The sequence below is a fragment of the Moorella humiferrea genome (assembly GCF_039233145.1).
Taxonomy (GTDB): Bacteria; Bacillota; DSM-521; order Neomoorellales; family Neomoorellaceae; genus Neomoorella; species Neomoorella humiferrea.
This window is the reverse complement of sequence record NZ_CP136419.1, coordinates 975,729-995,423: the sequence shown is the minus strand read 5'-3', so window position 1 is coordinate 995,423 and position 19,695 is coordinate 975,729. Positions and strand designations below refer to the sequence as shown.

General features: G+C 54.1%; 24 protein-coding genes. 2 read left to right on the top strand and 22 right to left on the bottom strand.

The window, feature by feature from the left end; all coding sequences use genetic code 11:
• Positions 1-220 precede the first annotated feature (220 nt).
• Complete coding sequence (locus tag MHFGQ_RS05220; protein ID WP_106004910.1) at positions 221-1,894, top strand: hydantoinase/oxoprolinase family protein; 1,674 nt, start codon at positions 221-223, stop codon at positions 1,892-1,894.
• Positions 1,887-3,200: a histone deacetylase family protein gene (locus MHFGQ_RS05215; RefSeq protein ID WP_106004909.1), complete on the top strand. Its 1,314-nt coding sequence runs from the start codon at positions 1,887-1,889 to the stop codon at positions 3,198-3,200. Before MHFGQ_RS05220 ends, MHFGQ_RS05215 begins: the two co-directional genes overlap by 8 nt.
• A gap of 36 nt (positions 3,201-3,236) precedes the next feature.
• Here MHFGQ_RS05215 and MHFGQ_RS05210 read toward each other — a convergent pair whose 3' ends face one another.
• The 22 genes from MHFGQ_RS05210 to ffh form a co-directional block, all read right to left on the bottom strand.
• A complete protein-coding gene (locus tag MHFGQ_RS05210; RefSeq protein WP_106004908.1) occupies positions 3,237-3,599 on the bottom strand; it encodes a YraN family protein in 363 nt (120 codons plus the stop codon).
• Between the two features lie 21 nt (positions 3,600-3,620).
• Positions 3,621-5,051, bottom strand: a complete 1,431-nt coding sequence (locus MHFGQ_RS05205) for an NADH-quinone oxidoreductase subunit N (RefSeq protein ID WP_106004907.1) — start codon at positions 5,049-5,051, stop codon at positions 3,621-3,623.
• On the bottom strand, positions 5,051-6,580 hold the full coding sequence (locus tag MHFGQ_RS05200) for a complex I subunit 4 family protein (protein WP_106004906.1): 1,530 nt from the start codon (positions 6,578-6,580) through the stop codon (positions 5,051-5,053). Before MHFGQ_RS05200 ends, MHFGQ_RS05205 begins: the two co-directional genes overlap by 1 nt.
• A complete protein-coding gene (gene nuoL / locus MHFGQ_RS05195; protein ID WP_106004905.1) occupies positions 6,577-8,451 on the bottom strand; it encodes an NADH-quinone oxidoreductase subunit L in 1,875 nt (624 codons plus the stop codon). The genes MHFGQ_RS05200 and nuoL overlap by 4 nt, the downstream gene beginning before the upstream one ends.
• Before the next feature lie 25 nt (positions 8,452-8,476).
• Positions 8,477-8,785, bottom strand: a complete 309-nt coding sequence (nuoK, locus tag MHFGQ_RS05190; RefSeq protein WP_106004904.1) for an NADH-quinone oxidoreductase subunit NuoK — start codon at positions 8,783-8,785, stop codon at positions 8,477-8,479.
• Positions 8,782-9,288, bottom strand: coding sequence for an NADH-quinone oxidoreductase subunit J family protein (locus tag MHFGQ_RS05185; protein ID WP_106004903.1), 507 nt, complete (start codon positions 9,286-9,288; stop codon positions 8,782-8,784). Before MHFGQ_RS05185 ends, nuoK begins: the two co-directional genes overlap by 4 nt.
• Entirely contained in the window at positions 9,281-9,685 is a 405-nt protein-coding gene (locus MHFGQ_RS05180) for a NuoI/complex I 23 kDa subunit family protein (protein ID WP_106004902.1), read from the bottom strand. Before MHFGQ_RS05180 ends, MHFGQ_RS05185 begins: the two co-directional genes overlap by 8 nt.
• 1 nt (position 9,686) lies before the next feature.
• Positions 9,687-10,727, bottom strand: coding sequence for an NADH-quinone oxidoreductase subunit NuoH (gene nuoH, locus MHFGQ_RS05175; protein ID WP_106004901.1), 1,041 nt, complete (start codon positions 10,725-10,727; stop codon positions 9,687-9,689).
• Between the two features lie 36 nt (positions 10,728-10,763).
• Positions 10,764-11,879 carry an NADH-quinone oxidoreductase subunit D gene (locus MHFGQ_RS05170; RefSeq protein WP_106004900.1) on the bottom strand — a complete coding sequence of 372 codons (1,116 nt, stop codon included), beginning with the start codon at positions 11,877-11,879 and terminating at the stop codon, positions 10,764-10,766.
• A 3-nt stretch (positions 11,880-11,882) separates the two neighbouring features.
• Positions 11,883-12,335: an NADH-quinone oxidoreductase subunit C gene (locus MHFGQ_RS05165; RefSeq protein WP_106004899.1), complete on the bottom strand. Its 453-nt coding sequence runs from the start codon at positions 12,333-12,335 to the stop codon at positions 11,883-11,885.
• A 1-nt stretch (position 12,336) separates the two neighbouring features.
• Positions 12,337-12,858, bottom strand: a complete 522-nt coding sequence (locus MHFGQ_RS05160) for an NADH-quinone oxidoreductase subunit B (RefSeq protein ID WP_170066200.1) — start codon at positions 12,856-12,858, stop codon at positions 12,337-12,339.
• Entirely contained in the window at positions 12,828-13,187 is a 360-nt protein-coding gene (locus MHFGQ_RS05155; protein WP_106004938.1) for an NADH-quinone oxidoreductase subunit A, read from the bottom strand. The genes MHFGQ_RS05160 and MHFGQ_RS05155 overlap by 31 nt, the downstream gene beginning before the upstream one ends.
• Before the next feature lie 72 nt (positions 13,188-13,259).
• Positions 13,260-13,898, bottom strand: coding sequence for a ribonuclease HII (locus MHFGQ_RS05150; protein ID WP_245907807.1), 639 nt, complete (start codon positions 13,896-13,898; stop codon positions 13,260-13,262).
• A gap of 9 nt (positions 13,899-13,907) precedes the next feature.
• Positions 13,908-14,576, bottom strand: a complete 669-nt coding sequence (locus MHFGQ_RS05145; protein WP_211292860.1) for a response regulator — start codon at positions 14,574-14,576, stop codon at positions 13,908-13,910.
• A 78-nt stretch (positions 14,577-14,654) separates the two neighbouring features.
• On the bottom strand, positions 14,655-15,470 hold the full coding sequence (gene ylqF / locus MHFGQ_RS05140) for a ribosome biogenesis GTPase YlqF (protein WP_106004897.1): 816 nt from the start codon (positions 15,468-15,470) through the stop codon (positions 14,655-14,657).
• A gap of 8 nt (positions 15,471-15,478) precedes the next feature.
• Entirely contained in the window at positions 15,479-16,027 is a 549-nt protein-coding gene (lepB, locus tag MHFGQ_RS05135) for a signal peptidase I (protein WP_106004896.1), read from the bottom strand.
• Positions 16,028-16,092: 65 nt separating this feature from the next.
• On the bottom strand, positions 16,093-16,401 hold the full coding sequence (gene rplS / locus MHFGQ_RS05130) for a 50S ribosomal protein L19 (RefSeq protein ID WP_245907809.1): 309 nt from the start codon (positions 16,399-16,401) through the stop codon (positions 16,093-16,095).
• A 103-nt stretch (positions 16,402-16,504) separates the two neighbouring features.
• Positions 16,505-17,233 carry a tRNA (guanosine(37)-N1)-methyltransferase TrmD gene (gene trmD, locus MHFGQ_RS05125; protein WP_425463821.1) on the bottom strand — a complete coding sequence of 243 codons (729 nt, stop codon included), beginning with the start codon at positions 17,231-17,233 and terminating at the stop codon, positions 16,505-16,507.
• Between the two features lie 45 nt (positions 17,234-17,278).
• Positions 17,279-17,791: a ribosome maturation factor RimM gene (gene rimM, locus MHFGQ_RS05120; protein WP_106004893.1), complete on the bottom strand. Its 513-nt coding sequence runs from the start codon at positions 17,789-17,791 to the stop codon at positions 17,279-17,281.
• A 2-nt stretch (positions 17,792-17,793) separates the two neighbouring features.
• A complete protein-coding gene (locus MHFGQ_RS05115) occupies positions 17,794-18,024 on the bottom strand; it encodes a KH domain-containing protein (RefSeq protein ID WP_106004892.1) in 231 nt (76 codons plus the stop codon).
• Between the two features lie 13 nt (positions 18,025-18,037).
• Positions 18,038-18,310, bottom strand: coding sequence for a 30S ribosomal protein S16 (gene rpsP, locus MHFGQ_RS05110; RefSeq protein ID WP_106004891.1), 273 nt, complete (start codon positions 18,308-18,310; stop codon positions 18,038-18,040).
• A gap of 15 nt (positions 18,311-18,325) precedes the next feature.
• On the bottom strand, positions 18,326-19,669 hold the full coding sequence (gene ffh / locus MHFGQ_RS05105) for a signal recognition particle protein (protein WP_106004935.1): 1,344 nt from the start codon (positions 19,667-19,669) through the stop codon (positions 18,326-18,328).
• Positions 19,670-19,695: the final 26 nt, after the last annotated feature.

The following is a 19,695-nucleotide window of genomic DNA, read 5'->3' as shown; positions in this document are numbered from 1 at the left end:
CCTCACTAACAGGTTCACCGGCATGGACGGACCGCCTGTTATTAATAGATATGCCGGGGTATCGTCTAAAAGACTTGCTGGTCTATTTTACAAGCTTAAATATACTATTTTTATTTTTGTTTTCAAGTTAAATTCTGTTAGCGAAAAAGAAACTTTACCACTGGCGTAATCCTTGCAACCTCCGGCTCGAAGTTCTAAAATAAACCTGGAGGCGAGGCAAATGTTTGTAGGATTGGATATGGGTGGTACCCATACCGACGCCGTCCTTATAGAAAAAGGGCGCGTTTCGCGCCACTACAAAACAGTCACCGACGCGGCCGATTTTGTCGGTACCATTCGCCGGGCCCTGGAAGCCCTCCTGGCAGGGATTAACCTTGACGCCGTCAGAAGCATTAATTTGAGTACAACTATCTGCACCAATGCCGTTATTACCGGGCGTACCAGCCCTGTCGGTCTCCTCCTGGAACCGGGGCCGGGCATGAATCCCGCCGTACTCACCTGCGGGCAAAAAAATTTTATCCTCTCGGGGTCCATCGACCACCGGGGCCGCCCCACAAGCCCCCTAGTGGAGGCCGAGATTAAAAACGCCGACCGGGAGCTGCAAAGGGCAGGAATCCGCCACCTGGCCATTGTCGGGAAATTTTCGACGCGCAACCCGGAACACGAAGTGGCCATAAAGGAGGCTTTATCGGTCGAGTACGACTTCATTACCCTGGGTCACCGCCTATCGGGACGGTTAAACTTCCCCCGGCGGGTTTTTACCGCCTATCTTAACAGCGCCGTCGCCGCCACCTACAGGTCCTTTGCGGCAGCCATAACGGATTTCGTCATGCAAAAGGGGCTGACCATTGCGCCCCATATCCTAAAGGCCGACGGCGGTACCATGACCATAGAGGCCTCCCAGGAAAGACCCGTTGAAACCATCCTCTCCGGTCCGGCCGCCAGCATCATGGGTGCCCTAGCCCTGATGCCGGTGGAACAAGATGCTGTCATCCTTGATATTGGCGGTACCACCACGGATATAGCCTTTCTGGCCGGCGGCGTGCCCCTTTTTGAGCCGCAGGGTATTACCCTTACCGGCTTTCCCACCCTAGTTCGTGCCCTCTTCAGTCATTCCCTCGGCCTCGGCGGCGACAGCTGCGTCAATAGTAAAGAAGGACGTTTAACCATCGGCCCCGAACGCCGAGGACCGGCCCTGGCCCTGGGCGGACCGACCGTCACTCCTACCGACGCCCTTATCACCCTGGGTCGCCTCGATGTGGGTGATAAAACCTTAGCGCGCCGGGGCCTCACCAAACTGGGTGACGAACTGGGATTGTCACCGGAAAGTGCGGCCACCGTCGTCTTACGTCAGATGGCGGAAGAAATTGCCCGCTGCTGCCGGACCCTCCTGGATAAGATCAACGACCGTCCCGTCTACACCGTTCGCGAAGTACTTGAAGGTAGACAAATAAAACCTGCACAGGTCATTGCCATTGGCGCTCCGGCACCACTTCTTGCACCGGAGTTGGAAAAGGCCTTCGCCCTTCCGGTAATTGTACCCGACCTGGCGGGCGTGGCCAATGCCGTCGGTGCGGCTTTAAGTCGTCCTACTACGGAATTGACCCTGTTAGCCGATACCGAAGAAGGTGTGCTTACCGTACCAGAAGAAGGTATAAGGGAAAGGATCCCAGGCAGCTATAACCTCGAACAAGCGAAAAAACGTGCCCTGGAGCTTTTGCGCAGCCGTTACACACGTCTGACTCGGGAGGTAGAAGAAGACAAATTGGAAATTATAGAAGAACAGGTCTTTAATATGGTATCCGGTTTTTACACTACCGGAAAAAACATCCGCATCAAGGCTCAAGTCAAGCCGCGGGTAATACCCCTGAAGGGAGATGGGGACCATGTATAAAGCCAGCCGCCGTATAGGCCTGGTATTCTTTCCGGCCTTTGACTGGGCCATCAGTCCCACCCACCCCGAACGCGAAGAACGCCTCCTTTACACCCAGGACCAGGTCCTGGAAGAAGGTATTTTAGATATCGAAGGCATTCGCGAGTACCGGCCGCATTTGGCAGCAGTGGCCGATGTGGAAAGAGTTCACGTCTGCGTCCCCGACGTCATGAGCCGTGTCACCGAATCCCACCTGATAGCCGCAGGCGGGGCCATTGTGGCCGCCGAGGCTGTTCTTAAAGGCGAGGTTGACAGGGCCTTTGCCATAGTCCGTCCGCCCGGACATCACGCCATGCGCATCGTCCACGGCGCCCGCGGCTTCTGCACCATAAATATCGAGGCAATAATGATCGAATATCTCCGCCGTCATTACGGTAATAAACGCATTGCCATCGTCGATACCGACTGCCACCACGGTGACGGCAGCCAAGACATCTACTGGCATGACCCCGATACCCTCTATATTTCCATCCACCAGGACGGGCGTACCCTCTACCCGGGCACTGGCTTTCTAAACGAGTTTGGAGGGCCCAACGCCTTCGGCTACAATTTAAATCTGCCCCTGCCCCCAGAGACGGGCGAAGAAGGTTTTCTTTATGCCCTGGAACACTGCATCCTACCCGTTCTGGATGATTTTAAGCCAGATCTCATCATTAATTCAGCCGGCCAGGATAACCATTATACCGATCCCATCACCAACATGCGTTTTTCCGCCCAGGGCTATGCCCGCTTAAACGACCGTCTGCAGCCCCATATCGCCGTTCTGGAAGGCGGCTACTCCATTGAAGGAGCACTTCCCTATGTTAATGTTGGTATTATCCTGGCCATGGCCGGCCTCGATTACACCTACGTCCGGGAACCTGACTACAACCCCGCCCGCGTTGCCCAGTCCCCTAAGGTCAGGGACTACATCGCCCGCCTATGCGAAGAAACCTATCAGGCCTGGCGGCGCCGCGATGAGCTGCGGGAAGAATTTATCCGTGATCAAAAAGAAATCAGCCGCAGGCGCCAAATCTACTATGATACCGAAGGTCTCCTGGAAAACCAGGAAGAAACAACCCTGGTCTGCCATGCCTGCGGCGGTCTCAGCTGGATTGACTCGCGTACCGATAGGGGCAGTCATGTTCTGGCCATATTTATCCCCCGCGATGCCTGCCCGCGCTGTCGTGAGGAAGGTCACAACCTCTTCGAACGTTCTTCACGCCAAACGTACCGGGACGGCGTCTTTCTTCAGGATCGGGTGGCCGACCGGTTGTTTACCAAATGAAAAAGGCCAGGGAATTGTTCCCTGGCTTTACTTTTCTTAAAATGCGCCTTTGATGACTTCGATATCAATAATCCTCTCCTGCCGGTCCATCAGCACGGCAGCCACATCGAAGCGGCAGGGGTGCCCGGACAAACCGCGTCCGTTCAAGTAATAAGCGGCCAAACGGCGGAGGCGCGTTTGTTTGCGTCTATCGACGGACTCCTGGGGAGTACCAAAAGCGTTGTTGGAGCGAGTCCGCACCTCGACAAAAACAATCTCATCTCCGTCGGCGGCAATGATGTCAACTTCCCCGAGGGGGCAGCGAAAGTTGCGTTCCAAAATGCGGTAACCCATATTTTCCAAAAAGGCGGCGGCGGCTGCCTCCCCCTGCAGGCCGCGCCGCCGCCGCGTCATGGTCATAGCGGTTCACCCCGGCGTGCCTTACGGCATAAAGAAGGCTACCGCCGAGTTCATGGCATAATTGGTCAAAGGCGTCGGGTAAATGCCGAGAAGGAAGAGGATCACCAGGGAGACGATCATGGCCACCTGCAACCCCGGTGCCACGCGTACCGTGCTGCTCCCCTCCGGCGGGCTCCCAAGGTACATGGCCTTGGCCACCTGCAGGTAGTAGTAGACGGACACCATGCTCATGAGGATGCCGAGGATGGCCAGCCAGATATAACCCCGGGATATGATGGCCATAAACAAGTACAACTTGCCGACGAAACCGGCCATAGGGGGTATTCCGGCCAGGGACAAAAGGGAGAAAAGCATGACCGCCGCCACCAGGGGCGACCGCCGGGCCAGGCCGGCGTAATCCTTAATCGTATCGCTCCCGTCGTTGTTGTAAAAGGCCGTAGCGGCCATAAAGGCCCCCATATTGCCGAACACGTAGAGCATGGCATAATACATTACGGCCCCGATACCCAGCACCGAGAAGGAAACTATACCTAAGAGGAGATAACCGGCCTGGGATATACTGGAATAAGCCAAAAGCCTTTTTATATTTGTTTGCGGAATGGCCACCAGGTTTCCCAGCACCATAGTAAGGACTGCCATGGCGATGAAAAGCTGCACCCAGAATTCATGCAGGTCCGGGAGGGCACCGAAGAAAACCCTGATCAGAGCGGCAAAGCCTGCCGCTTTGGAAGCCACCGATAGGAAACCGGTAATCGGTGTCGGTGCCCCTTCGTAAACGTCGGGCGACCACATGTGGAAAGGCACAGCCGTTACTTTAAAGGCAAAGCCGGCCAGGACAAAAATGGTACCCAGCAGGAGGGCCGGACCGGCGCCGCTGGCCGCCACCGCCTGCCCTATCTCCTTAATTACCGTGGTACCGCTAGCACCATATATAAGGCTTAAACCATAGAGGAGAATGGCCGACGACATGGCTCCCAGAAGGACGTACTTGACCCCTGCTTCAGCGGATTTGGCGTCGTCAAGGCGGTAGGCCGCCAGGATACAGAAGGTAATGGTCATCAATTCCAGCCCCAGGTACAGACTGATGAGCTCCCCGGCGGAAGCCAGGACCATCATCCCCAGGGTAGCCATGACCAGCAGAGCGTAATATTCACCCTGATTTAAACCCATCTTTTCTACATACTCAAAGGAGCATACTGCAGTTAGAAGGGCGGCGGCCAAGAACAGCACCTTGAAATAGGTGGCAAAGGGATCGATTATATAACCGCCCCAGACTACACCCGTAGCTTCGCGCATGCTGAAGGCAACCACCATAATGGCGGCCAGACCGGCGGCGGCTACATAGCCTATGCCCCTCCGGTCGCTTTTGGGTACCAAAAGTCCTAATGCCAGAAGCCCCAGCCCGAGAACCGCCGTTAATATTTCCACCGTTAGCAACTGCAGGTTTGCCATTAAAAGATACCCCCAATCGCCTTCGCAGCCTCGATTTTTGCCACGAGCGGGGCTATACCGCTGTTAATCACATCGACCTGGAGGGAGGGCAGCAGGCCAAAAAGGATGAGGGTGGCCACCAGAACGACAATGGGGACCATTTCCACGCCATGGGCATCCTCCAGGTGATCCCACTCGGTTTTGCGCGGGCCAAAGAAAGTGTTCTTCACAACCCGCAAAACATAGGTAGCGGTGATAACAATACCCGAAATGGCCAGGACCGACAAGATGCGGTAGGACAGGATACCGCCCATTATGGCCTGCTCCCTGGTGAAGGAACCCATAAAAATCAGGAACTCGGCCACAAAGTTGTTAAGGCCGGGAAGGCCCAGGGAGGCCAGGCCGCCGATGAGGAAACCGGCCGCCACCCGCGGCATCTGGTGGGCCAGACCGCCGAACCGGGCGATCTCCCTGGTATGGGCTTTATGGTACACATTACCGACCAGGGCAAAGAAAAGGGCCGTCATAATGCCGTGGGCGAACATCTGGGCCACTGCCCCATTGAGGCTTAAAGTGTTAAGGGAGGCTATACCTAAAAGGACGTAGCCCATATGGCTGACGCTGCTGTAGCCGATGACGAACTTCAGGTCTTTCTGCACCATGGCGATCATGGCGCCGTAGACAACGTTTACGATACAGAGAACGGCTATCAAGGGAGCCCAGTATTTGGCCCCTTCCGGGAAGAGGAAAATGCCCACCCTGATGAGACCATAGGCACCCAGCTTCATCAAAACGCCAGCGTGGAGCATGCTGACGGCCGTCGGCGCGGCCACATGGCCGTCCGGTGACCAGAGGTGCAGGGGCCAGATGGGTACCAGCACGCCGAAGCCGATTAACATGAGGAAGAAGACAAATTTCTGGAAGCCCAGATCGTATTTCACCGTGGCCAAGGTTTGAATGTCAAAGGTGGCATGGCCCAACTGCTGCGAAGCATACAAGAAAGTGGCAATAATGCCGATGAGGGCGAAGGCGCTGCCGACGAGGAGATACAGGGTCAGCTTCATGGCCGCGTATTCTTTCCGGGTGCTTCCCCAGATACCTATTAACAGGTACATGGGAATCACCGCTACTTCAAAGAAGAGGTAGAAGAAAAAGAGGTCGCGGCTAATGAAGACGCCAAATACGCCCGTCACAAGCATGAGGAGGAAAATGAAAAATTCCTTCACCCGTTTGGTCATGTCCCACGAGGCAAAGACGCCGGTAAAGATGACGATGGCCGTTAAAAGCACCATAGGCACGCTTATTCCGTCGACCCCGACGGAATAGTTGATACCGAAAGTCGGCACCCAGTGTACGTCCTGAAGAAACTGCAGGCCGCCTTTGCCATAGTCATAGAGAACGTAAACCACAACGGACAGCGCCAGGGACACAAAGGTAGCGACAGCGGCGGTGATTTTAATCGTCAGCTCTTCCCTTTCCGGAATCAGCAGGATGAAAAGGAGGCCTACCACCGGCGCCAGCATGATGGCCGTCAGAATGGGAAAATTCACTGGACTACACCTCCTAACACCGGCGCCGCCATCCAGAGGGCGAAGATAACTACTGCCGTAAAGATAACCAGGGCGTAGGTCTGCAGGTTCCCCGTCTGGATCAGGCGCAGCTGCCGCCCTGAAAGACGGGTGAGATCGCCGATGCCGTCAAAGATGCCGTCGACTACGTGCCGGTCGTTCCAATTAAAGGCTTCCGACACTCCCAACACGACGCGGCGGAAGAGCCACGTATAAATTTCGTCGATATAATATTTCTTTACTAGCAGGGTATAGATGGTACGAAAACGATCTGCCAGCTTTTCCGGTATGTCGCTGGGACGACCGTAGAAAAGCCAGGCCAGTCCTATACCCGCCAGGGCGACAACGATGGAAAGGAGCATAACGGCATAGTTGGGTTCTACGTGGTGCGGTTCGCCAAAATACACGAAGGTGCTGAAGCCGTGGCTAGTAAAGGGCGTTCCTACAAAGCCGGCTACTACCGAAAGCACGGCCAGGATAATTAGCGGCACTGTCATGGTCAAAGGGGATTCATGGCCGTGGAGGCCGGCACGGCGCTCGCCGAAGAAGGCCACAAAAATCAGCCGGAACATATAGAAGGCCGTTAGGAAAGCGACCAGGGTCCCCAGGATATAAAGGCCGGTATAGCCGTGATCAAAGGTGGCGGCCAAGATTTCATCTTTACTCCAGAAACCTGCCAGGGGCGGTATGCCCGCCAGGGCCAGGGCGGCAATGACAAAGGTCGTCGTGGTTATCTTCATATCTTTATACAGGCCGCCCATGCGGAAAATATCCTGCTCCTCCAGGGCATGGATGACGCTGCCGGCGCCCAGGAAAAGCAGGGCCTTGAAAAAGGCATGGGTCATGAGGTGGAACATGCCGGCCGTCATGCTGCCGACGCCCATGGCCATTACCATATAGCCCAGCTGACTCATGGTCGAGTAGGCGAGTATGCGCTTGATGTCCCGCTGGACCACGGCAATGGTGGCGGAAAACAGAGCCGTAAAGCCGCCGACATAAGCCACCAAAAGCATGACGTTCGGCAGGCTGGCAAAGAGGACAAAGGCCCGCGCCAGCAAATAAACGCCGGCGGCCACCATGGTGGCGGCGTGGATAAGGGCGCTCACCGGTGTAGGGCCTTCCATGGCATCAGGGAGCCAGACGTGGAGGGGAAACTGGGCCGACTTACCGATGGGGCCGACAAAAACCAGGGCCGCCGCCAGGGCTAAAAAGGCGGTGTTTTGATAGCCGGGTATGGCCTCGGCCAGTTCGCGGAAATTAAAGGTCCCGAACATGGCAAAGAGGAAGAAAAAGCCGAGCATAAAGCCGAAGTCGGCCACCCTGTTGGTGACAAAGGCTTTCAGACCCGCCCGTGCGGCTTCGGGTTTATGGTAATAGAAACCGATGAGCAAGTAAGAGCACAGTCCTACCAGTTCCCAGAAGAAAAAGATCATGAAGTAGTTATTGGCCAGCACCAGGCCTAACATGGAAGCGCTGAACAGGGACAGATAACTAAAGAAGGAGGAAAATCCCGGGTCGCCGTGCATGTACCCTACCGAGTAGATCTCGACCAGCAGGGCCACCAGGGTTACTACTAACAGCATTACTGCCGTTAGGGGATCGATAAGTACCCCAGCTTCGATCTTTAATATTTCGGGAATGTGCAGCCAGGGTAAAGCGTACTCTACTGGCTGCTCCATGGTTATGCCTAGTAGCAGCACTTCCCGCAGCACGCCTACGGCCATGACGAAGCTTGCCGCAATGGCGGCTATGGCCACCAGGGCACTTAGAGGACGCACTTTACGGGTAAGGAAGACGATTACAGGAAATGCGACGGCGGGAAATACTGGTATCAACCACGCATATTTGATCACGGGGTATCACCTGCCTTATGACAAATTACCATTTCAACCAGTCAAGGTCGTCCACACTGCTGTCCAGACGGCGCCGGTAAATGTTGATCACCAGGGCCAGGCCGACGGCCACTTCCGCCGCGGCGACAACGATTACAAAGATGGCAAAGATTTGTCCCGTTACCTGCGCCGGTTGGAGAAAATGGTTGAAGGCCACCAGATTGATATTGACGGCATTGAGCATGAGTTCAATACCCATTAAAACGGCGATGGCGTTCTTTTTAGCCAGGGCACCGAAAAGGCCGATGCAAAAGAGAAGACCGCCTACGGCAAGGTAGTGGGTCAGTGTAATCATTCTTCCCCCTTCCCTCCCCTCGCCACGAGGATGGCTCCGACCATGCCTACCAGAAGGAGCACGGCCGCTATCTCAAAGGGAATGGCCCAGGGGCCCAGAAAAGCCTCGGCTATGGCCCCGACGTTGCTTTTCGGAGGCTGGCCGGAGACACCTACCCAGGTCATGCGTCCTGTTGCCAGGGCGATTATGACAAACAGGGCCAGCGAAACCACACCCGCAGCTAGGTAATTGACGTTAAAGGGATTGCTCGCCCGGATATCGCCGCGACGGGTAAGCATCACGGCAAAGACGAACAGTACGGCTATAGCACCGGCATATACGAGAATCTGCACCGCCGCCAGAAACTCGGCGTTTAATAGGATATACAGCCCGGCGGTACCGACAAAGGTCAGCACCAGATATAACGCGCTGTGAACGATGTTCTTTAAAAATACGACGGCAAGGGCGGAGGCGATGGTGATAATCGCCAACAACCAGAATACAAGGGTGTTTACCTCAGGCACCTTTTTTCACCTCCGCTGCCGGACCGGCCAGGAGATCCTGTTCGGTATCTTCATTGCGATAACACGCCAGTTCAAAGTCGGGCTTCCAGTGCAAGGCGTCCTGGGGACAGCTTTCCACGCACAGGCCGCAGAAAAGACACTGGCCCAGTTTTGCCCGGTACCCGGTAAGCCGGCGCTTTTTTTGCTCATCGCGCTCGCTTTCAATTGTAATGACATGGTTGGGGCAGGCGCTGGCACAGAGGCCACAGGCAATACACTTTTCCTTTTCCAGATACAACGACCCATGGGAAGCCGGAGGCAGGTTGGGCCGCCGTTCCGGATACTGTTCGGTGATGGCTTTACCAAATAAGAAATGCCAGGTGACACTCAAACCTTTTAGTAAACCTTGCCCAAACATCCTACCACCTCCCCAGGGTCAACAGCTGGTAGATCTTGATTCCCACGCCCGTCACCAGGATGTTGGCCAGGGACAGGGGCAAAAGCACCTTCCAGTTAAAGCTCAGCAGGTGGTCAATACGAATACGCGGGAAGGTCCAGCGTACCCACATAAAGATAAAGATCATTATATAGACTTTGATCAAAAACCATAACCACGACGGCAGCCACGGACCGTGCCAGCCCCCCAGAAAAAGGGTCACGGCCAGAGCCGAGACGCTAACCAGGTTGGAGTATTCCGAAAGGAAAAAGAGGGCATAGCGCATACCGGTATATTCCGTATAAGGACCGGCAATAATCTCCTGCTCTCCTTCTACCAGATCGAAGGGAGCGCGGTTTATTTCCGCCGTGGCGGCAATGAAGTAGATGAGAAAAGCCAGGGGCTGCAGCAGAATATACCATACCTTTTCCTGGGCGGCAACAATTGCTGAGGTCTGCAGGGAACCGGCCAGCATTATTACCCCCAGTATGGAAAAGGTCAGCGGTATTTCGTAACTGACCATCTGGGCCACGGAGCGCATGCTGCCCAGCAGGGCGTACTTGTTGTTAGCCCCCCATCCTCCCATTAATATGGCGATGGTCGTGGTAGAAGCCACCGCCAGGAAGTAGAAGACGCCGATGTTCAAATCTACGGGGATCATGCCTTTACCAAAGGGTATAATGGCATAGACCATAACCGCAGGTATAAAGATGATAATCGGCGCCAGGATAAAAACCCACCTGTCGGCTCCCTGGGGGATAATATCTTCCTTTCCCAGGAGCTTGACGGCGTCGGCAATGGACTGAAACAGGCCGCGGGGGCCAAAGCGGTTGGGCCCCAGGCGCTGCTGCATATAGGCGCTTATTTTGCGTTCCAGGTAGATTAAATACAGGGCGTTAAGGAATATAAAGGCCAGGACGCCCACTAGATACAGGAGCCCCATCGTTATGGTCCGGGCCCATGACGGTGCCCCGGCCAGAAGCCCCTCTATAAAGGCGGCCGTGCCGGTGAAGATGTTTTCCATAGCCCATCTATCCTCTCCCTTAATGCAAAACTCTACTTACCGGTCGACTTCGCCCAGTACGATATCTATCGAAGCAATGTTGACTACAAAATCCTGGATATTACCGCCTTCGCTTATTTTAGGCAGGGCGCCCAGATTGACAAAGGAGGGGCTGTGAATGTGCAAACGATATGGTTTATTGCCGCCGTCACTTACGAGATAATACCCTAAAATCCCTTTGGCTCCTTCGATCTGGTGATACACTTCGCCCTTGGGCGGTTTAATCACCCGCGGTACCTTGGCCATCACCGGACCGTCGGGAAGCCCTGCCATTGCCTGGCGGATAATGCGGGCGCTCTGCTCGATCTCTAAAAGGCGAATGACGAAGCGGTCGTAGCTGTCGCCGTTGTTTAAAACAGGGATATCGAATTCAAAACGGTCGTATATGCCGTAGGGCCGCGCTTTGCGCAGGTCAAAGGGCAGTCCGCAGGCGCGGAGGTTGGGACCCGTTATGCCGTAGGCGAGGGCCGTCTCTAAATCGATTTTTCCTACCCCCCGGCACCGCGCCTGAAAAATTTCATTTCCCGTGATTAACCCGTTCACTTCGTCGATCATCTGGGGCAGGTCGTTTAAAAAGGCTTCCAGATTCGGTAAAAAGGCCGGCGGTATGTCGGCGGCCACACCACCGATACGCATATAGCTGACCGTGAGTCTGGAGCCGCAGGTCATTTCAAAGAGGTCGAGGATCCTTTCCCTTTCCCGGAATGGAGGGAACCATGCCGTCCACCCCGATAAATCCAGGGCCATTGAGGCGATCATAATCAGGTGGCTGGCTATCCGGGATAGCTCGGCCATGATGATGCGCAGATATTCGGCCCGCTCTGGCACTTCAACACCCATCAGCTTTTCCACCGTCTGGACATACCCCAGATTGTTGAGCATTCCTGCCAGGTAGTCCAGCCGGTCGGTGTAGGGAATAAACTGGGTGTAGGTGCGGTCTTCGGCCAACTTTTCTATTCCCCGGTGCAAGTAACCGATGATATTTTCTACCTTGACTACTTTTTCACCATCCAGGGTTAAAAGGGCCCGGTAGACGCCGTGGGTGCTGGGATGCTGGGGGCCCATATTGATCTCGATTTCCTGAGTCATTAGGTCTTTTTCGACTGCAGCCATCCCTTATTCCCCCCCTTCTTTACCGCTATTCAATTTAAAATCCTTACGCAGGGGATGCCCTTCAAAGTCATCGGGACAGAGAATCCGTTTTAAATTGGGATGACCTTTAAATACAACGCCCATGAGGTCGTATGCTTCCCGCTCCTGTACGTCGGCGGCCGGCCAGAGGGACGTCAGGGAGGGCACTTCTGCCTCGTGGCGGCTGAGGTTTACTTTGACCCTCAAAGCTTCGCCTCCGGGAACGGCCAGTAAATGGTATACCATTTCTATCCGGTCTTCTGCTTTAAAATCGACTGCCGTTAGGTCACTTAAAAAATTAAAACCGCGACGCTGCTTCAACTCTTCCATAAGCGCCAACAGCTGGTCGGCCGGTACAACCAGAGTCGGCATATCAATGCCTTCTTCCCCTTGCACTCCGGGAAATAGGCCCTTTAATTCCTCTATGAGCTTGTTCATTTTATTTCACCAGCACCGCTTTCGGGTTGATGACTTTCTTCTTTAATGTCAGCAGGCCGTTGATTAGGGCCTCCGGTCGTGGCGCACATCCGGGCACGTAGACATCTACCGGCACAATGGTGTCCACTCCCGGTACGACGTTATAAGAATCGACAAAGGGCCCGCCGCTAATGGCACAGCTCCCCATGGCGATAACCCATTTTGGCGCCGGCATCTGCTCATAGAGACGGCGCACCAGGGGAGCCATTTTTTTAGTTACCGTCCCGGCAACGATCATCAGGTCGGCCTGACGCGGCGACGGCCTGAATACTTCATAGCCGAAACGGGCTACATCATACCGGGCGCCGCCGGCCGCCATCATTTCTATGGCGCAACAGGCCAAACCGAAGGTCAGCGGCCAGAAGGAATGGGCCCGGCAGAAATTCAGCATATAATCCACCGTGGACAGGATGATGTTATCGGGAACCTGGGGTTCCGGCGGCCTTAATCTGACTACAGCCACTTCAAGGCACCCTCCTTCCATGCGTACCACAAACCAATTACCAGTATGGCTATAAAAATAAGCATCTCAACAAAGGCGAACAGACCCAGCATTTGAAAACGTACCGCCCAGGGGTATAAAAAGACTGTTTCTACATCAAACAATAAAAAAACAAGGGCATAAAGAAAATAGCTTACTTTAAACTGGACCCATGTCGGTCCCTGGGTTTCCAGGCCGCACTCGTAGGTGGCAAGCTTATCCCCCACCGCCTTCTCTTTTGGCCGCACTAGCCAGTTCATTGCCAGGGCGGCAACGGCCGTTAAGGCTCCTCCCACCAGAAAAACAGCTACTATACCATACTGCTGCAGCACCTTGATCCCCCCTTCCCATTTTAGGTCCAGGAATTTGAACTTAAGCAATACTCATTAACATATTCGCCATATTTATGGTAATTCCTGCTTTTGAATACTCCGGAATTTAAAACTTAAACGGTGTACGGCGCTCGGACCCCGGCAGGCAAGGGCGCGACGGTGTTCTTTTGTAGGATACCCTTTGTTTTCCGCCAGACCGTAACCGGGAAAAACATTATCATAGATGGCCATTAATTCATCCCTGGCCACCTTGGCCAGGATAGAAGCCGCGGCTATGGAGGCGCTCAATCCGTCGCCTCCTACCAGGGGCGTCTGGGGCACCCTTAGCCCCGGCAAAGGGAAGCCGTCTACCAAAACGTGTTCGGGTTTTAAGGGCAGGGACGTTAGAGCCCGCCACATGGCCCACCGGGAAGCAACCAGGATGTTCAAACAGTCGATTTCTTTCACCGAGGCCCACCCGATGGCCCAGGCCAGGCTTTTTTCTTTAATAATTACCGCGAGCTCCTGCCGCTTTGCCGGGGACAACTTTTTGGAATCAGCCAGACCGGTAATATTTATATCGGGAGGCAGGATTACGGCCGCCGCCGTAACCGGTCCCGCCAGGGGACCGCGACCGGCTTCATCAACACCGGCGATGAGGCGGACACCCTGGTACCACAGACGCCGTTCCCAAATGTAAAGGGACTGTCTTCCCGTCAAATCCCCCGCCACTTTTTTCACCTATATTAGCTTACCATCACTTAAACCGTGTTTCAAGGCGTAAAGGGCCGCTTGCGTGCGATCGCTCACGCCAATTTTATGAAATATATTTGTTAAATGGTTTTTTACCGTTTTTTCGCTGATATACAAGTCCCTGGCGATCTCCCGATTGGATTTCCCCAGGCTCACCTGGATTAAGATTTCTCGTTCCCTTGGTGTCAGCGGCAGTTCTTCCGATTGTAGGCTAAAAGACGCTTCTTTTTTTTGCAGATAATCCCTTACCTTGGGAGCAATGCCTGGATGAATTACCTGGTAGCCGCGGGCCACCTGCAATACGGCCTTTATTAGTTCATCGGCGCCGATGTCTTTAAGTATATAGCCGGTAACCCCGCACTTCAGCAATTCAATGATATATTCTTCATCATCATGAATGGTCAGGGCCAGAATGCCGGTACGGGGAAGCTCCCGGCGGATAATTTTAGTGATCTCAATGCCGTTTAAGCCTGGCATGTTTATATCGATTAAAATTACGTCCGGGCGATAGCGCCGGGCTAAAGCGACGGCTTCCCGGCCGTCGCCGGCCTCGGCTACTACATGGATATTTGGGTCTAACTCTAAAATCTTGCGGATACCTTCCCGTACCAGTGGGTGATCATCGGCAATTACTACGGCGATTTTTCCCTCCGGCACAATCTTCACCTTCCCTGTTTCATGGACCGGGTAAGTTTTTTGACTTTTGGCACATCATTTTTCAAAAACATTATAGCATTAAGGTCGCTCCAGGGTATATCGCCCTAACTGGCCTTCGCGAAAATCGTTAATCACGGCCATGGCGGTCCTTTCCTGATCGATTTTTTTTCCGGCCAAGAGAAAGCCCCGGCGCCGACCGATGATTTCAAGCAAATCGGCGCTTCCCATTTCTTCTTCAGTAATGCCGTACCTCTCTTGCAGGCGTTCCGGGGCTACTGTGAGTAAAAACTGTAAGATGACGTTGGCTGTATCCGTTGCCATGAGAGAACTTTCTGCGATACAGCCAATTGCCCCCAGCCACAAGATGCCCCCGCCTTCCTCGCGGCCTTTTCCTATAACACCAGGAGTATCGAGGATTTCTAATTCGTTACCCAGACGAACCCATTGGGGACCACGGGTTATCCCGGGGCGATCTCCCGTTCGGGCCGCCCCGCGTCCTACGAGGCGGTTTAAAAGGGAGGATTTGCCTACATTGGGTATTCCTACTACCATGAGGCGCAGCGGCCGCATTTTTAAGCCCCTGGCAGCAAGCTTTAACTTTTTTTCCCCGGCCATGGCGGCCAAATGCCGTTGTAAGGTAGCTATCCCCTCACCCCTACGGGCATCAACAGCTACCGCCGTCATGCCCTCTTTCTTAAAAATCTGCAGCCATTCAGCCGTTACTGCGGGATCGGCGAGATCGCATCTAGTTAAAACCAAAATCCGCGCTTTACCTTGCAAAATTTTATTAAGGCCTGAAAAACGGCTGGAAACAGGTAACCTGGCGTCGGCCACTTCCAATACAACGTCGACCACTTTAAGATACGGGAGGAAGGATTTGAAGCCCGACGGCATAATGCCACCTACCTGATAAATCCGATGCGGTCTAACGGCCAGTAGATGACGACGGCCTTGCCGATAATGAATTTCCTTTCCAGGGTACCCCATACCCGGCTGTCGGCACTGTTATTGCGATTATCGCCCATCATGAAATAGCTGCCCGCCGGCACCTTAACAGGACCGAAGTCGCTGTAAACGACACCCGGCGGCAGATAGTCTGCTTCATTTTGGGGCTTGCCATTTATATATAAAACATTATTACGGACCTCTACCGTATCGCCTCCTATGGCCACTACCCGCTTAATCAAGTCCCTGCTCGGATCGAGGGGGTAGCGAAAGACTACTATATCACCGCGTTGTGGGTCCCCAAGGCGATAGGCAAGGCGGTTAACGATGATGCGGTCCCCCGGGTAAAGGGTCGGTTCCATGGACGGGGAAGGGATATAAAAGGGTGTGAAAAGAAAACTGCGAATGATTAGGGCTAAGACGGCGGCAATCACCAGGGACTGTAATATTTCTTTCCACCAGGGCGAAGCTTTGCTTTCCGCCGTAGCCTTTTCGGTATCTTCCAACGGTTAACGCCCCCTATTAGTTAAACACGGGACTGATTAAATACCAGTCCCGTTGTGTGGCTATGTTATCTTTCCTCTTTAATCCGGGCGGCTTTGCCGGAAAGACCCCGCAGGTAATAAAGTTTTGCCCTTCTCACCTTACCGCGCCTTACAATTTCGATGCGTTCAATGCGTGGTGAGTGTATAGGAAAAATCCGCTCTACCGCCACCCCATAGGAAACACGGCGGACTGTGAAGGTTTCATTTATGCCCCTTCCCCGGCGGCCGATAACCGTACCTTCGAAAACCTGAATGCGCTCCCGGTTACCCTCGATGACCTTAACATGCACCCTTACGGTGTCTCCCGGCCGAAAATCGGGTACGTCAGAACGCATTTGTTCTTTCTCCAGGGCTTCGATAATGTTGTTCACCGCAACCCCTCCTTTCCTGCACTAACACAGCGAATATTATACCATAGTTAGATCTCTGGAAACAACTTTAATAGGTTTTTCCGCTGTTTTCCCGGCTATTTTTAATAATTTCATCTAAAAGGCGCCGATCTTCGGGACTTAAACTCAACTTCGCCAGCAAATCAGGTCGCCGTCGCCAGGTTCGCTCTAATGCCTGCCGGCGCCGCCACTGCCTTATTTTTTCATGGTTGCCGGACAATAATACTTCCGGCACCTCCATTCCGCGAAAAGATCGCGGCCTGGTGTACTGGGGATACTCTAGAAGGCCCATGGCAAAAGAATCTTCCAGCGCCCCGACCGGATCGCCAAGTACGCCCGGCAATAAGCGGGTTACGGCATCAATGACGACCATGGCCGGCAGCTCGCCGCCGGTTAAAACGTAATCACCAATAGAAATTTCCCGGCTGACCAGAAATTGTCTGACGCGTTCATCTACGCCTTCATAATGGCCGCAAATGAGGATGAGATGTTTTTCCCGGGACAGTTCGGCGGCCAGCTCCTGGTTGAAAACTTCGCCCTGGGGTGACATGAGGATAACAGGCGGCCGCTCCGCCCCTTCTTGCGGTAACAGGCTTTCTACCGCCAAAAAAATCGGTTCGGCCATCATGACCATCCCCGGTCCGCCGCCGAAGGGATAATCATCGACGCTACGGTGTTTGTTTCTAGCGTAATCCCGGATATCGACCAGGTTTACATGTAAACGGCCCTGTTCCCGCGCCCTTTTGATGATGCTGGTATTTAAAAAACTGGAGAACATCTCAGGGAATATAGTAAGTACGTCAACCCGCACGGGAACCGCCTCCTAGTCAAGCAAACCCGGCGGCAGGGCGACGATGATTTCCTTCCGGGATACATCGATTTTAAGTACCACGTCTTTTAAGGCAGGCAAAAGTATCTCCTTATAGTTGTTACCTCTAACCACATAAACGTCATTGGCGCCGGTGGCCAAGACGTCGGTTAAAGTTCCCAGGAATTCGCCGTCGGTAGAATAGACCCGGCTCCCCAAGAGCTGGAATATATAATAATGTCCTTCCGGAAGGGGTTCCACCTCCCAGGGTTCCACTTTAAGCACCGCCCCGCGTAAAGCTTCGGCGCTATTACAGTCGTTTACTTCCTCAAGTTTGAGAAGTAAATGGCGCCCATGGGGACGCGCCCCGGCGACGGTCACCCTCCGGGTCTCCAGGCCGAGCTGCAGCAACAACTTAAGCCCGGGGCGGAAGCGCTCGGGAAAGTCGGTCCATGGTTCAACCTTGACCTCCCCGTGGACACCGTGGGGGGCCACGATTTTACCGACGCCGATCCTCTCTTCTGTCATTGTTACTGGATAATCTCCACCACGACGCGTTTGCCCTGGTGGGCTGCCGCGGCCTTGACTAAAGTGCGTATGGCCCGGGCGATGCGCCCTTGTTTGCCGATTACTTTGCCCATATCTTCTTGGGCCACTCTGAGTTCAAGGATAACCGATTTTTCTCCTTCCACCATGTTGACGCTGACCTGCTCGGGATGATCTACTAAGGCCTGAGCCAAAGTTAACAACAGTTCCTTCACCTAAACTCCCCCTCTATTTGGCTTCCCTGGCAGCAATAAATTTCTGCCACACACCAGCTTTTTTCAAGAGAGCGCGTACGGTTTCTGAAGGCTGCGCACCGGTATTCAGCCAACGCAGGGCTTTTTCTTCGTCGACTTTAATTTCGGCAGGTTGTTTAACGGGATTGTAGTAACCGATCTCTTCAATCACCCGGCCGTCGCGGGGCGAACGTGAATCTGCGACTACCACCCGGTAAAAAGGCGCTTTTTTGGCCCCCATGCGTTTTAAACGTATCTTGGTCGCCACTGACATCACCTCCTTCTAAAATGGAAAGGGCAGGCGGCCTTTCTTTTTCATTTTACCACCGCCTTCTCCCAAAAAGTGCATCAGCTTTTTGGCTTCTTCAAACTGGCGCAGCAGGCGGTTTACGTCCTGCACCCGGGTACCGCTGCCGGCGGCGATGCGCTTTTTGCGGCTGCCGTTTATTATACTCGGATTGCGGCGTTCCTCCGGGGTCATGGACTGGATGATGGCCTCGGTATGAACCAATTCCTTAGGATCAATCTGAAGATCCTTAAGCTGTTTAATTCTCCCGGCCCCCGGCAACATGCTTAAAATCTCCTCCAAAGGACCCATCTTCCGCATCTGTTTCATCTGTTCCAGGAAATCTTCGAGGGTGAATTCATGCTGACGTATCTTCCTTTGGAGTTCTTTGGCCTTTTCAACGTCAAGATTGGCCTGGGCCTTTTCAATGAGGCTTAAAACATCCCCCATCCCCAGGATGCGGGAAGCAAGGCGATCCGGATGGAAGGTTTCCAGGGCATCGGTTTTCTCGCCCATGCCGATAAATTTTATCGGACACCCGGTTACCGCCCGTACCGAAAGGGCTGCGCCGCCGCGGGTATCGCCGTCAAGCTTAGTAAGGATTACACCCGTAAGGCCGAGTTGCTGGTTAAAATTAGAAGCTACCTGCACGGCATCCTGGCCGGTCATGGCGTCTACCACCAGGAGAATTTCGTGGGGATCGACCGCTCTCTTAATAGCCACCAATTCGGCCATCATTGTTTCGTTAATATGCAGCCTGCCGGCGGTATCCAGGATAACCGGGTTGTTGCCGTATTTGCGGGCATGCTCTACTGCGGCACGGGCAATGTCGACGGGACTTATCCCTTCCCCCATGCTGAATACGGGTACCTTTAACTGTTCTCCCAGTACCTGGAGTTGCTTGATGGCTGCCGGCCGGTAGACGTCGGCGGCCACCAGCAGGGGTCGCCGCCCCTGGTTTTGCAGAAGTCTGGCCAGTTTGGCGGCCGTGGTCGTCTTGCCGGCGCCCTGCAGGCCTACCAGCATGACGATCGTCGGCGGCTGGGCGGCCCAGTTGATTTTGCTCTCGCTGCCGCCCATGAGGGCCGTCAATTCCTCATGGACGATCTTAACTACCTGCTGCCCGGGGGTGAGACTCTGCATTACTTCCTGGCCGACGGCCCGCTCCTTGACCCGGTTGATGAAATCCTTAACCACTTTAAAGTTAACGTCGGCTTCCAGTAAGGCAAGTCGAATCTCCCTCATGGCGGCCGTAACATCCGCCTCGGTGAGCTTACCTTTCCCACGCAGTTTTTTAAAGGTTTCCTGGAGCTTATCGGCCAACGAAGCGAAGATAGCCACCTTTTTCACCCCCGGTTTGCCCTGCC